The sequence below is a fragment of the Variovorax sp. 278MFTsu5.1 genome (genome assembly GCF_048305045.1).
In the GTDB taxonomy this organism is placed as follows: domain Bacteria; phylum Pseudomonadota; class Gammaproteobacteria; order Burkholderiales; family Burkholderiaceae_C; genus Variovorax; species Variovorax guangxiensis.
Map to the genome: position 1 here is coordinate 2,171,720 of NZ_CP157622.1, position 13,247 is coordinate 2,184,966.

Sequence of the window (13,247 nt, forward strand, 5' to 3'; positions counted from 1 at the left end):
CTGTGCGTGTGGATGCGCGCGCAGCTAGGAGCCGTCCGTATGCACGAAGCAGAGCTTGTTTCCCTCTGGGTCGCGGCAGTAGGCTGCGTAGAAGTCCGGCGCGTAGCGCGCCCGCAGGCCGGGAGCGCCTTCATCGCGCCCGCCGTGGGCGAGGGCTGCTGCCCACATCGCGTCCACCGTGCCGCGTCGATCGGCCAGGAAGCTGACCTGCGTGCCGTTTCCGACGCCGGCTTCCATGCCGTCGAACGGGCGATTGATCACGAACTGCGGCCAGCGCCGTCGCGGCCGTCGCCAGTAGAGGCCGGCGGGTCCGATGTTCTCCAGTGCCACCACCCGCTCGAGCCCGAGGTGCGCAAGCACCTGGTCATAGAAGGCGCACATGAGGGGCAGGTTCCGGGCGCCGAGCTGGATGTGCGCGTACATGGGCTTTCAACAACCTGCCGAAGGGGAGCACCGGACTCAGAGGCCGTAGTACTTGTTGATGCTCGCGGTGTAGTTTTCGTCGTAGTCGGGAATGCTGTTGTCCGCGTAGCGGGGCGCGCCTTCGAGCGTCTCCTTCTGAAGGGGAACCACGTAGCCTTCCTGTGCGGTGTCGTACTTCAGCATGCTCCAGGGGATGGGATAGCGATCCTTGCCCATGCCGAGGAAACCGCCGAACTCGAGCACGGCGTAACGCACCTGCCCGGAGAGCTTGTCGATCATGAGGTCGTCGATGCTGCCGAGCTTTTCGCCCCCGGCGTTGTAGACGGTGGTTCCTTCCACCCGGTCGGACGAGATGACGTTTGTGACCATGGCCATGACTTTCTCCTTGCCGACGCATCTGGGAGACGCCGACGCTCGCTTCAAAGCCCAGGCCACTGGTCTCCCTCCGATCGGCGGCGCGTCTCATCGGGAATGCTCGGGTCGGGGTGTAGGACTACTTGCCCACGATGGCCCGCGATGCTCCGGCAGCCCGGCCCTCGCGGTTCCTCCTACAGGTGCGAGCGCAGCCCACCGACGAACCGCGAGGCGCGGCCTGCCTAATTTCGCTCCAACGAAGTCCTTTCTGATCTTTCCCTTCCTTCGCTTCATTTCATATTTCCATGTACGACCAGCCCTCCGACGACGACTTGCGGCACCTGCAGCTTCGGCACGGCAGCCGCCTGGCGCTCAGGCACCTTGTCGAGGCAGGGCTCGACGTGCTGCCCATGCCGGGCGCCGGCCAGACACTCGCGCGTTGGCGCGTGCTTGCGGAAGTGGCGGCCCACGATCTCTCGCTGGTCAAGCTCTTCGAAGGCCATACGGATGCGCTCGCGATCCAGGCCGAACTCGGTGGCGGGCTGTCCGCATCCGAAGGAGCGCGATGGGCGACCTGGTGTGCCGAGCCGCCGGATGCCCGGGTGATCGCCGAGGAGGAAAGAGGCACGGCCATCCGGTTGAGCGGCACCAAGGCCTGGTGCTCCGGCGCCGCCAGCGTCACGCACGCGGTCGTGAGCTGCTGGAACCGCGACGGCGAGCCCTGGCTTGCCGCCGTCGCCATGGACCAGCCCGGGGTTCGCGTCACGGACGAGGGATGGCACGCGGTCGGCATGGCGGACAGCGCCAGCGTGGACGTCCGCTTCGACCACGCCGCGGCCACTGCGATCGGCCGCCCCGGCGACTACACGCGGCGCCCCGGCTTCTGGCAGGGTGGCGCGGGCATCGCCGCATGCTGGTTCGGCGGCGCCCTGGGCATCGCCCGGGCGGCTCACGCGCTCATGGGCAAGGCGCCGGACCCGCACCGGCTCGCGCATCTAGGCGCCATCGACGCGGCATTGACGCCCGCGGCCGCGCTGCTGCGCGAGGCGGCCGCGTGGATCGACCGGCATCCGCGCGACGACGCCAGGCAGGTCGCCCTGCGCGCCCGCCTTGCCGTGGAGCAGGCCGCCAACGAGGTCATGCGCCATGCGGGCAGGGCGCTGGGCGCGGGCCCGCTGTGCCGCGACCGGGCCTTCGCCCGGGCGATGGCCGACCTGCCGGTGTTTCTTCGCCAGAGCCACGCCGAACGCGATCTCGCCGCCCTGGGCATGCTCGCCACGCAAGACGTCGGAAAGGAGCCTTCTTCATGGATGCTGTAGCCCGTCCCGCCATCCGCGGAGAAGGCACGGCCGAGGCCGAATGGAACGGCTGGCCGGTTCTGGCCGCGTTGCCCCGCATCGATGCGCGCACGCTGGTTCCGCGAAACGCGCGCGCGGTGGTGGTGGCTCCGCATCCCGACGACGAAGTGCTTTCGGTGGGCGGGCTGCTTGCACAACTGGCGGATGCCGGTGCGCGGATCGAAGTCATCGCGGTGACCGACGGCACGGCAAGCCACGACGGCTCGACGGAGTGGCCTGCCGAGCGGCTGGCGAAGGAGCGCCCGCTCGAATCCCGGCTCGCGCTCGAGCGCCTTGGGCTGCCTGTCGAACCCGTGCGGCTGGGCCTGCCCGATGGCGGCCTGGCGGCTGTACGCGGCACGCTGGCTGCACGGCTCGTATCGCTGCTGCGGCCGCGCGACGTGGTGTTCACGACCTGGCGCCGCGACGGCCATCCCGATCACGAAGCCACGGGCCAGGCCTGCGCGCTCGCCTGCGCTGCTGCCGGTGCGAGGCTGGCGGAAGTGCCCGTCTGGGGCTGGCACTGGTCGCACCCCGGCGACACGCGCATGCCCTGGCGGCACGCGGTCCGCATCGACCTGGACGAAGAAGCCATGAGGCGCAAGCGCGCCGCGGTGCAGGCATTCACGAGCCAGCTGCGGCGCGATGCATCCACCGGCGCCGGCCCCGTGCTGCGCGCCACCACCGTCGCGCGGGCGGGGCGTCCCTACGAGGTGGTGTTCCTGTGAGCGGCGGGCGCAGGTCTTACTTCGACGCGCTCTATGCAGGCAGCGAGGACCCTTACGCAGTGCGCCATCGCTGGTACGAGATCCGCAAGCGCGCGGTGCTGCTGGCCGCGTTGCCCCGGCCCCGGTATGGGCGTGCCTACGAGCCCGGCTGCGGCACCGGTGAACTCACGCAGGCGCTGTCGCAGCGCTGCGACCACGTGCTGGCGAGTGACTTCTCGCCGCATGCGCTGGAGATTGCCCGCAGGCGCACCGGTTCGCTCGCCAACGTACGCCTGGAGCGGCACGCCGTGCCCGCGGAGTGGCCGCGCGATGCAGGCGGCTTCGACCTGATCGTCCTGAGCGAGCTGGGCTACTTCCTCGAGCGCGACGAGATGCGGCGCGTGGCCGGATGCTGCGGCGAATCGCTCGACGCGGACGGCACGCTGGTCGCCTGCGATTGGCGCGCGGATTTCGCGCAGCGCAGTCTGTCCACGCACGAAGTGCATGCGGCGCTTTCTGCGCTCGGCCTGCCGCGCCTCGTGTTCCATGAGGAAGACGACTTCGTGCTGCAGGTGTGGGCACGCGATGGCCGCTCGGTGGCCGAACGGGAGGGCATCCGGTGATCGGCGTCGTCATTCCCGCGCACAACGAAGGCGAACGCATCGGCGCGTCGCTGGCATCGGTCCTGCGTGCGGCGGCCCATCCTGGGTTGGCTGGCGAGCCGGTGGAGGTTCTCGTCGTGCTCGACAGCTGCAGCGACGCGACCGCAGCCGTGGCCGAGCGTCACGGCGTTGCGCGCATTGCCATCGAGGCCCGCAACGTGGGCCTCGCCCGCGCTACCGGCGCCGGGCTCTTCGTCGATGCCGGAGCCCGCTGGCTCGCGTTCACCGACGCCGATACCGAGGTCTCGCCGGACTGGCTGGTCAGGCAGCTGGCTGAGAACGCCGACGCGGTCTGCGGCTCGGTCGGCGTCGACGACTGGAGCGCGCACGGCGCAGACGGCCACCTGCTGCGGGAGCACTTCTCGCGCGCTTACGTCGATGCCGACGGACACAGGCACGTGCACGGCGCCAACCTCGGCGTTTCGGCCGATGCCTATCGCCGTGCGGGCGGCTTCGAGCCACTGGCTTGCGACGAGGACGTGATGCTGGTGCGGGCCCTGCAGGCCAGCGGTGCCCGCATCGTCTGGAGCGCGCAGCCGCGGGTGACGACCAGCGCCAGGACCGATGCGCGGGCACGCGGCGGCTTCGGCGATGCGTTGCTTGCGATGGTCGGGAATCTCGCCGGCGCGGTGAATGCGCGGGAGGGTTCTCAAACTCCTCCCGCGATGCAGGAGGCCCCGGGTCAGGCTTGACGCCGGTGATCCGCGCCCGGCTGGCGCGTGCGCAAGTTTCAGAAGCTCAGGTGCGCCGCCGGCCGCAGCAGGTGCATGAGGATGTCGGCCAGCCGATCGACGTCCACCGGCTTGGTCAGGTGGCTGTGGAAGCCGGCCTCGTAGCTGGTCTCGCGGTCGCTGGCCTGTCCATAGCCCGTCACGGCGATCGCCGTGGGCGGATCGACCAGCTCGGCGCGCAGCCGCCGAACCACGGCGTGGCCGTCGAGGTCGGGCATGCCGATGTCGATGAGCATCACGTCGGGCCGCAGTTCCTTCGCCGCCTCGACGGCGGCGAGCCCGCCGTGGACCACCTTGGTCGCGTAGCCGAGGGCCTCCACCAGCAGGGAGAGCGTTTCGGCCGCGTCCTTGTTGTCGTCCACCACCAGCACCAGCCTGTCTTCCGCCGACCGGGGCGTACCGCTGCCCGGCTCGGGCGGCGGCGATGCGGGCAGCTGCACCAGGAACTCGCTGCCTTCGCCAGGCCGTCCGCTGGAGAACACGCTCACGCGGCCGCCATGCAGCGACACCAGCTGCTGCACCAGGCTCAGGCCAAGGCCGAGCCCGCCGCTGCTGTGCGAGGCGTCCTGCTCTCCCTGTACGAAGAGATCGAAGATCCTCTGCAGGTCCTGCGGATGCACGCCCACGCCGCTGTCGCGAACGGCGATCTCCGCCTCGGGCAGGCCGGTGACGGCATCGACCGCGCCGAGGCCCACCGCGACGCTCACCTGTCCGCCCACGGGCGTGAACTTGCAGGCGTTGTGCAGGAGGTTGCTCACCACCTGCACGATGCGCGCCCGGTCTCCGGTGATCCAGGGGTCCGCTGCGTCGACCCGCACGTCGAACTGCTGGTCCTTCTGCGCGGCCAGCACCCGCACCGCGTCGGCCGCGTCCTGCACCGCTTCGCGCAGCCGCACGGGCTTGGCCTCGAGCTGGATCTTTCCGCTGGTGATGCGGCCGACGTCGAGCAGGTCGTCGATCAGCCGCGTCATCTGCTTGAGCTGGCGATCGATGATGTCGCGGGTGCTGCGCAGCACCCGCGACTCGCTCTGTTCGCGCTTGAGCAGCTCCACCGCGTTGGAGATCGGTGCGAGCGGGTTGCGCAGCTCGTGCCCGAGCATGGCCAGGAACGTGGTCATGCGCCGGCCCTCGTCCTCCAGCGCCGTGATGCGGCGCCGCTCGGTGAGGTCGCGCGTGACCTTGGCGAATCCCTTGTGGCGGCCCGCCCGGTCGTAGACCGCGGTGATGACCACGCTGGCCCAGAAGCGGCTGCCGTCCTTGCGCACGCGCCAGCCTTCGTCCTCGAAGCGCCCGTCGCGCAGCGCGTTGCGAAGTTCCTCCGCCGGCCAGCCGCGCGCCGCGACTTCCGGCGGGTAGAACTTCGAGAAATGCTGGCCGATGATCTCCTCGGCGGCGTAGCCTTTCGTCTGTTGCGCGCCGAGGTTCCAGCTCGCCACGTGGCCGTCGGGGTCGAGCATGAAGATCGCGTAGTCCTTCACGCCCTCGACCATGAGGCGGAAGCGTTCCTCGCTCGCGCGCAGAAGCTCTTCCTGCTGGCGCCGCTCGGTGAAGTCGCGCGTGATCTGTGCGAAGCCGCGCAGCGCGCCGTCCGGGTCGTCGAGCCGCGTGAGGGTGGTTTCCGCCCAGAAGCGGCTGGCGTCATGGCGCACGAGCCAGCCTTCGCCGTGCGCCCGGCCGTTCTCGCGCGCCTGCTGCAGATCCCTGGCGGGCAAGCCCGTCTCGAGCGCCTCGGGCGGATGGAAGCGCGAGAAGTGCTGCCCCACGGCGCCATCGCGTTCGCAGCCGCACAGCACCTGGGCCGCCGGATTGCAGTCGACGATCAGCCCGTCCGGATCGAGCAGGAAGACTGCGTAGTCCCGCAGCGCCTCCACCATCAGGCGGAAATCCGCGTCGGCCAGCGTCAGGGGCGAGAGCGCCGCGGGCGAGCGAGGTGGCGGATCAGCGGCCATGGGGTCTGGCCTCTGCGGCGGTTCTGCCGGGTGTCACGGGAGTCTTGTGGGGCATGACGGAAAAATGTAGCAAAGCGGGCGTGGCGCGCTTGTCGGCGTTTTTCCCGCGCTGCTGTGGCACATGCAAGAAGAGGCGAATCGGCAACGGTCGGGTTGACTCGCCGCAAGTCGCGGTGTGCGAAGCCTTCGCCGCCGCCGGCCCCGCCCGTACGCTTCAGCGCGGCAGCCCCTGCTCGTACCAGCGCCGTGACCGCGTCACGACCGACACGACGGCCAGCATGAGCGGCACCTCGATGAGCACCCCGACGACCGTGGCCAGTGCCGCTCCCGACTGGAAGCCGAAGAGGCTGATGGCAGTCGCCACCGCGAGCTCGAAGAAGTTGCTCGCGCCGATCAGCGCCGAAGGTCCCGCGACGCAATGCGCCACGCCGAGCTTGCGGTTCAGCAGGTAGGCCAGCCCCGAGTTCAGCACCACCTGGCAGAGGATCGGAACGGCCAGCAGCGCGATCACCATCGGCTGCGCGATGATCGCCTCGCCCTGGAACGCGAAGAGCAGCACCAGCGTGAGCAGCAGCGCGCCGATGGACCAGCGGCCCAGCCGCGTGCCCACGGCCTGCAGGCGCGACGGGCCCTTCTTCAGGAGATGCCCGCGCAGCAGCTGCGCGATGGCGACCGGCACCACGATGTACAGGCCCACCGAGATCAGCAGCGTGGCCCACGGCACCGTGATCGACGACAGCCCCAGCAGCAGCGCCACCAGCGGTGCGAAGCCCACCACCATCAGCGCGTCGTTGAGCGCGACCTGCGACAGCGTGAAGTACGGGTCGCCCCGGCAGAGCTGGCTCCACACGAAGACCATCGCGGTGCAGGGCGCCGCCGCGAGCAGGATCAGGCCGGCCACGTAGCTGTCGAGCTGGTCCGCCGGCAGCAGCGTCGCGAACGCATGGCGCACGAAGAGCCAGCCCAGCAGCGCCATCGAGAAGGGCTTGACGATCCAGTTGACCACCAGCGTCACGCCGATGCCGCGCCAGTGCGCCCTGACCTGCCCGAGCGCTGCGAAGTCGATCTTCAGGAGCATCGGCACGATCATCACCCAGATGAGCAGGCCCACCGGAAGGTTGACCTTGGCGAGTTCTAGGCGCGCCACCGCCTGGAACGCGGTGGGGAACCATTGGCCCAGGGCCACCCCGGCGACGATGCACAGCGCCACCCACATGGTGAGGTAGCGTTCGAAGCCGCCGATGGAAGGCTGCGTGGCGGCCTGGTTCGCACCAGGCGGTGCAATGGAGGACGACATCGCGCGTCAGGACCCGGCCAGTTCGCGGGCGGTGGCCTGCAGCGCCATCCTGTCGAGGCTGGCCGCCGGCAGGTTCACCAGCAGCTCGAGGCGACGGCGGATGGCGTGCAGCGTCTGGCGGAAGGCTTCGCGCTTGCGGTCGTCGTCGCCTTCGACCGCCGAGGGATCGGCGTAGCCCCAGTGCGCGGTCGCCGGCTGGCCGGGCCAGTAGGGACAGGCCTCGCCCGCGGCGTTGTCGCACACGGTGACGACGAGGTCCATGCGGGGCGCATCCGGCTTCCCGAACTCGTCCCAGCTCTTGCTGCGCAGGCCCGATGTGTCGATGCCGGCCTTGTGCAGCACTTCGATGGCCATCGGATTGGGCTGCTGGTTCGCGCGCGGGCTGCTGCCGGCCGAATAGGCCCTGAAGCGGCCGGCGCCGATGTCGTTGAGCAGCGCTTCGGCAAGGATGCTGCGCGCGGAGTTGTGCGTGCACAGAAAGAGCACGTTGAGCGGGGCGGTGTTGGTGTCGGTCATGAAACGAGGAGGGGCTTGGTGGCTCAGCAGCAGGCGCTGGCCTTGCCAGGGGTGACGCAGCAGGCGGATGACCGCTCGCGCGCAATGCCGCGCACGGGCACCGTGTCGAGCGTGCGGTAGTGCTCCCAGGCGATGCCCTGCGGGTCGGTCACCCAGTGCTTGTCGCTGCGGGCGTAGCAGCAGCTGGTTTCGCCTTCGTCGAGCAGCGACCGGTCAGCCAGTTCGGCGCGCGAGCGCAGCTCCCGCAGCTCGCCTTCGTCCTCTGCCTGGATGCCCAGGTGGTCGATGCCCTTGCCGCTGCCGAAGGTCGAGATGGCGAAGTTGACGCGCGGGTCTTCGAGCATCCACTTGGCATAGTCGGCCTCGACGCGCGCGGGCTCGGCGGCGAACAGGCTGGAATAGAAGGCAATGCTCTTGTGCAGGTCGTCGACGTGCAGGTGAACGTGGAATCGCTTCATGGGGTGGCTCCCTGGCTGTGGCAGGACCTGGTTCTGTCTTCCACCGCGCAGGGAGCGCCCGCGCAGCAGTTCTCGGTGAGGAAGCCCAGCAGCGCATCCATCTGCTCGAAGGCGGCGCGGTAGACCAGGTTGCGGCCGCTGCGCTCCTGCGTGATGAGCCCGGAGTTGGTCAGCTCCTTCAGGTGGAACGACAGGCTGGTGGCCGGCACTTCCATCGCTTCGACCAGCGCCCCGGGCGTCAGGCCCTCGGGGCCGGCCACGACGAGGGCGCGAAAGACGCGAAGGCGCAGCGGCTGGGCAAGCGCGGCAAGAGACTGAATGACTTTTTGAATGACTTTTGATTCTTCCATGATTCGAGAATATTTGAATTATTGAATTAATGCAAGCGCCATGTCGTGGGCGCCTGCATTGCTCCTGCCTGTTTATTCCGGCTGCTTCAGCTCTTGCGGCAGCAGGCCCTTGGAGGAGGGCGGCGCCAGCATGCCGTGTTTCAGGCTCCATACGCACGCGCCGAGCCTCAGCAGCCTCTCCACGTTGGCGTCGTGCAGTGGATTCTGCTTGTCTTCCCGCTCGATCAGCTCGCTGATGCAGGCGAGCGCGTCCGTGGGCGTGAAGCCCAGGCCGGCGCGCGCCATGCCGATCAACGTCACGAGAACATCCGTCTTCTTCATTTCAGCGCACGCCGGCGGCAAGCCGCATCTCGCTGCACAGCCGAGGGCCGTAGTCCTCGCTGCGCGCCGCGAAACCGTAAGCGGCGGCCCGGCGCAGCGCGAAGGCGGTCACGTCGCGCAGGTAGGTGCTGCCCGGCTCGCGGCCCGCGGCGGCGCGGGCCTCGAAGTCGGCCTGGAAGTCGCGGGCCCATTCCTCGCAGAGCCTGTAGCGCTCTCCTCGGGCGTCGAGGAAGCCCGCGCGCGCCAGCGTCTGCGCGATGTCGATCAGCGGCACGTTGAAGGGCATCTCCTTGGGTTCGCTCATGGCCGGCCTCTTCAGAACTTGCCCAGCACGTTCAGGAACCAGCCCTTGCTGCGGTAGCTCATGTCCGTGAGGTTGTCGGAGTAGTCGGTGAAGTTGTAGCCGACGCCGACCTTCAGGTTCTCGTTGACGTGGTAGTACGCGGCGGTGACCCAGCCGCTCTTGCGGTCCTTGAGTTCCTTCGCGCGCAGGGTACGCCATTCGAGCATCCAGTCCCAGTTGCGCACCAGCTTCCAGTCGACGCGCAGCACCGCGAGCTCGGCCGAGCTCTTGAACCACGGCGCGGAGCTGTCGCGGCTCGCGCGCAGCTCGCCCAACCGCCAGGCGTACTTGCCGCCCAGCGTCCAGCGCTCGTTCAGGTCCCAGGTGGCGTCGATGGCGAAGACGTGGCTGCGCTGCTGGTAATCGATGCCGGTGGTCGAGACGGTGCCCAGCGTCGAATCGACGCCGCCCGACACCACCTGGCCCGGCGAGGAGAGGTCGTACAGGTACGTGTACTTGAACAGCAGGTTGAGCCGGTCGTTCAGCGCCGGGCGCAGCGCGTAGCCGAGCATGGCTTCGGTGTACTTGGCGGCGGCCAGCGTGCCGGTGGTGCTGTCGCTGTCGGCCCAGTTGAACTTGCCGATCCAGCGCGAGTCGTCGTCCACCTTCCAGCTGAAGGAGTTCTTCACCAGCCAGCTGGTGCGCGTCTCGGCGGTGGTGCGGTCCTTGCGGTATTCGAGGCCGCCGCTGTACTTCAGGCGCTCGCTCGAATAGCCGCTGGTGAAGGCCACGGCCTGGCGGCGCGTGGCGCCGAGCGTCTCGGCCCCGACCCAGCCGTTCTCGAAATTGACGCCGAAGGTCCAGTGCGTGTCGGGTGCGTACTGCACGCCGTAGGCATGCGTGAGGCCCGGCTGCGCGCCGGTGGCCTGGCGGTGCTCGGTGAAGAGCGTGAGGCCGTCGCCCACGCGCGAGCGCACGCCCGTCACCAGGCTGCCGCCGCGGCCGATGAGGTTCTCGTCGGTGCGGCCGGTGTCCGACACGTAGGTCATGTAGACGCTGGAGCGGTCGTCGTACTGGTAGTCCACGCCGGCCTTGCCCGCGAAGCCGCCGTCGCCTGTGGAGAGCTCGCCGCGCAGCGCCAGCTTGTCGTTGACGCGGTAGCGCCCGCCCAGCCCGATGCGGTCGTTCTCCAGCCGCGTGCCGGTGCGCCGCAGCGTCTTCTGCGCGAAGCCGTAGGCGCTCCAGCGGTCGGCGCCGGTGTATTCGAGCTGCACGGCCGCGTCGGCGCGCTCGCCCGACACCGCCTGCGTGGTCGGCAGCGAAGGGCTCGTGATGAGCGAGTCGCCCGTCTTGTCGTCGTAGCGCAGGCCGAGGCCGAGCTTCCACTCGGGCGACAGCGCCAGCGAGTACTGCGCGTCGAGCACGCTGCTGTTGTAGCCGTTCTGTTCGTCGCGGCGGTCGGCCTTCAGGCGCAGCTCGCCGTTCTCCGCCTTTTCGCCGAAGGGCACGGTGGCCTGCACGCCGACCTGGCGCGTCGCGTTGCTCGCGTACTGTCCCGGCGCCGAGAAGCCGGCGTCGCGCGACTGCGCATAGGCGCTCACGCGGCCGCCGCCGCGGATGTCGAAGTCGCCAAGGTCGGCCTGGCCTTCGAGGCGCCATGCGTTGGCGCTGCCGGTGGGGCCGTTGCCCAGCGTGTTGCCCACGGTATTGCCGATGGCGCCGTTGCGACCGGTGAAGCTGAAGCCGCCGTCCATCGAGTCGAGCTGCGTGGTGCCCGGCCCGCGGCTGCGCGCGAACTCGCCCTTGAGGTAGGTGTTCTCGGTCTTGCGCAGCGTGAGGTCGACGCCGGCCAGGCGCTGGTCGCCGCCGATCTGGTCCTGCCGCGAGGCGGTGACGCCCACGCCCACGTTGTCGTTGGCCCACCACGAGACGCGGCCGCCCACGGCCAGCGTGTCGAGCGATGTGGCCAGCGGCGTGTATTCGTAATCCACCACCAGGTAGGTCGGCATGCCGGTGAAGCCGCCGGCGCGCACCAGCGAGCCGTCGTCCGACAGGCTGGGCAGCGGCGCGGACAGCAGCACGCGGCCCTGCAGGTAGTCGATCTCGTAGTCGGTGGTGGGCACGAGCTGCGTGCGCTTGAGCACCAGGCCGGAGTCGCGGTCGCGGATCTCCAGCGTCACGCGCTCGGCGCCGCGCGTGATGTCCTGGTTGCGCAGGTAATAGAGCGAGCCGCCGGTGCCGCGGAACTCTTCTCGCGCGGCCAGCGTGCCGGGCTCGGCCGCGAAGGCGTCGACCTTCAGGCGCGCCTCGCCGAAGGAGGTCGACTCCTCGCCGAGGTAGCGGCCGTGGAAGCCGTAGAGGCCGCGGCTCACGCGGGTGAGTTCGGTGTCGCCGAAGTTGAGCTTGAAGTTGCCCCACATCGCCTGCGAGCGGCCGTCGTCCACGCGCAGGTAGAAGCGGCCCTGCGTGGGTGCGTCCTCTACGGTGGTGGAGTCGTCGCCGAAGGTGCTCCACGAGTCCTCGGGGTCGAAGCGGCGGAAGAGGGAGGTCGGGTCCTTGCGGTCGAGGTTGCGGAACAACTCCTTCAGCGGACGCTCTTCCGTGTCGACGCTGGCGGTGAGCGTCCAGCGGTCGTTGAGCTGGCCCTTGGCGTAGCCGGCGATGCGGCCTTCGCTCCAGCCGCCGCCGCCGTAGCGGTTCTTGTCGTTGGTCATGATCGCGGCCGGGCCGCTCACGCTGTTGCTGCCCACGGTGAGGTCGGCCTGGCCCACGAAGAACCAGTCGCTGGTGGGCAGGTCGAAGTCGCGGCGGTAGACGCGCGTGGCGCCCTGCGCGTCGGTGACGGCGATCTCGCCGGTCTGCACGCGGCGCGGCACCAGCTGCTGGAACACGAAGCGCCCGTTCTCGTCCACCGGCACCGCGAAGCCCAGCGCGCGCACGCTCTCGCCTGGGCGGATGGCCGCGCCGCTGGCGGTGACGGTGCCCGCGCTCAGCGGAATGTTGGCGATGGCGATGTTGTTCTGGCCGTAGCCGCGCAGCAGCTCGCGTGCGGGGTCGGGCGGCGTGCCGGTCTCTGGCCTGTGGCGCTTCACGAGCGCGAGCGAGAGGTCGTCGGTCTCGTCGAAACGGCCCTGGCGGTCGTAGACCCGTACGCGGTAGTAGAGCTTGCCGCTCGCGCTTTCGGGCAGGCGGTCGAGCAGGCCCTCGGGCACCTGCCACTCGCCGCGCAGGCCGGCGTCCAGCGGCACGGTAGCCAGCAGGCGGCGCTGCATCGCCTCGTTGGCGGTGAACACGCGCAGCTCGGCCTTCGAGGTGAAGAGCAGGTAGTTGCTGTAGCCCGCGAAGCGCACCGTGTCGCCGGCCACCACGGTGGTGGGCCAGGCGCTGGCGCTCAGGCGGCGCGGCTGCGAGAGGTTGTCGTACTGCAGGCGCAGCTGGTTGCGCTTGAGTTGCACGTCGACGCAGCGCTGGCGGTCGGCGCTGGTGGTGCCGTCGGCCGCGGGCTGCTTGCCGTCGGGCGACAGCAGCTGGCCGTCCACGCTCAGGCGCAGCGGCGCGTCGTCGGTGCCGAAGGCGGTGAAGGTGCGGCACACGCCGGGGTCGGCGGGCGCGGCGACCGCCGGCGCGGTGGCGGGCAGCTCGCGTTCGCTGCTGCGCGGCAGGCGGCGTGCGCCGTCGATCTCCACCGCGCGCGGGTCGGCCGCGGCGTGGTCGAGCATGCGGCCGCGCACAGCGGTCTCCTGCGCGGCGGCCAGTCCCATGCCGAGGCAGGCGGTGGCCACGGCGCTCGCAAGGGCCATGCGCTTCGGAAGCGCCTTCTTCTTTCTTCTCATGTCGGCTCGCTCGATCGGGTTCGGTG

At 69.8% G+C, this 13,247-nt stretch carries 14 protein-coding genes; 4 read left to right on the forward strand and 10 right to left on the reverse strand.

All coding sequences use genetic code 11. The annotated features are described in order from the left end of the window. Nucleotides 1-24: 24 nt before the first annotated feature. Nucleotides 25-423 carry a VOC family protein gene (locus ABL844_RS09795; RefSeq protein WP_184635917.1) on the reverse strand — a complete coding sequence of 133 codons (399 nt, stop codon included), beginning with the start codon at nt 421-423 and terminating at the stop codon, nt 25-27. Nucleotides 424-459: 36 nt separating this feature from the next. Continuing rightward, complete coding sequence (locus ABL844_RS09800; protein WP_418131122.1) at nt 460-798, reverse strand: PRC-barrel domain-containing protein; 339 nt, start codon at nt 796-798, stop codon at nt 460-462. Between the two features lie 284 nt (nt 799-1,082). Here ABL844_RS09800 and ABL844_RS09805 point away from each other — a divergent pair, with 284 nt between their 5' ends. The 4 genes from ABL844_RS09805 to ABL844_RS09820 are packed head-to-tail and all read left to right on the forward strand — an operon-like array spanning nt 1,083 to nt 4,175. Continuing rightward, nucleotides 1,083-2,096 carry an acyl-CoA dehydrogenase gene (locus ABL844_RS09805; protein WP_418131123.1) on the forward strand — a complete coding sequence of 338 codons (1,014 nt, stop codon included), beginning with the start codon at nt 1,083-1,085 and terminating at the stop codon, nt 2,094-2,096. Next, complete coding sequence (locus ABL844_RS09810; protein WP_184635922.1) at nt 2,084-2,842, forward strand: PIG-L deacetylase family protein; 759 nt, start codon at nt 2,084-2,086, stop codon at nt 2,840-2,842. The genes ABL844_RS09805 and ABL844_RS09810 overlap by 13 nt, the downstream gene beginning before the upstream one ends. Continuing rightward, nucleotides 2,839-3,444, forward strand: a complete 606-nt coding sequence (locus tag ABL844_RS09815) for a class I SAM-dependent DNA methyltransferase (RefSeq protein ID WP_418131124.1) — start codon at nt 2,839-2,841, stop codon at nt 3,442-3,444. The genes ABL844_RS09810 and ABL844_RS09815 overlap by 4 nt, the downstream gene beginning before the upstream one ends. Continuing rightward, entirely contained in the window at nt 3,441-4,175 is a 735-nt protein-coding gene (locus ABL844_RS09820; RefSeq protein WP_418131125.1) for a glycosyltransferase, read from the forward strand. Before ABL844_RS09815 ends, ABL844_RS09820 begins: the two co-directional genes overlap by 4 nt. 38 nt (nt 4,176-4,213) lie before the next feature. Here the strand turns inward: ABL844_RS09820 and ABL844_RS09825 are convergent, their stop codons facing one another. The 8 genes from ABL844_RS09825 to ABL844_RS09860 form a co-directional block, all read right to left on the reverse strand. Continuing rightward, the gene (locus ABL844_RS09825; RefSeq protein WP_418131126.1) at nt 4,214-6,163 is read right to left on the reverse strand and encodes a PAS domain S-box protein; all 1,950 of its coding nucleotides are present in this window, start codon (nt 6,161-6,163) and stop codon (nt 4,214-4,216) included. A 214-nt stretch (nt 6,164-6,377) separates the two neighbouring features. Then, a complete protein-coding gene (gene arsB, locus ABL844_RS09830; RefSeq protein ID WP_418131127.1) occupies nt 6,378-7,460 on the reverse strand; it encodes an ACR3 family arsenite efflux transporter in 1,083 nt (360 codons plus the stop codon). 6 nt (nt 7,461-7,466) lie between these two features. Next, nucleotides 7,467-7,976 carry an arsenate reductase ArsC gene (locus tag ABL844_RS09835; protein WP_369658925.1) on the reverse strand — a complete coding sequence of 170 codons (510 nt, stop codon included), beginning with the start codon at nt 7,974-7,976 and terminating at the stop codon, nt 7,467-7,469. Nucleotides 7,977-7,999: 23 nt separating this feature from the next. After that, nucleotides 8,000-8,434, reverse strand: coding sequence for an ArsI/CadI family heavy metal resistance metalloenzyme (locus ABL844_RS09840; RefSeq protein ID WP_418131128.1), 435 nt, complete (start codon nt 8,432-8,434; stop codon nt 8,000-8,002). Further along, nucleotides 8,431-8,784, reverse strand: coding sequence for an ArsR/SmtB family transcription factor (locus ABL844_RS09845; protein WP_418131129.1), 354 nt, complete (start codon nt 8,782-8,784; stop codon nt 8,431-8,433). Before ABL844_RS09845 ends, ABL844_RS09840 begins: the two co-directional genes overlap by 4 nt. 72 nt (nt 8,785-8,856) lie before the next feature. Further along, nucleotides 8,857-9,105, reverse strand: a complete 249-nt coding sequence (locus ABL844_RS09850) for a hypothetical protein (RefSeq protein ID WP_184635936.1) — start codon at nt 9,103-9,105, stop codon at nt 8,857-8,859. A 1-nt stretch (nt 9,106) separates the two neighbouring features. Then, complete coding sequence (locus ABL844_RS09855) at nt 9,107-9,409, reverse strand: hypothetical protein (RefSeq protein ID WP_126024586.1); 303 nt, start codon at nt 9,407-9,409, stop codon at nt 9,107-9,109. A gap of 11 nt (nt 9,410-9,420) precedes the next feature. Next, entirely contained in the window at nt 9,421-13,221 is a 3,801-nt protein-coding gene (locus ABL844_RS09860; protein WP_418131130.1) for an OmpA family protein, read from the reverse strand. Nucleotides 13,222-13,247: the final 26 nt, after the last annotated feature.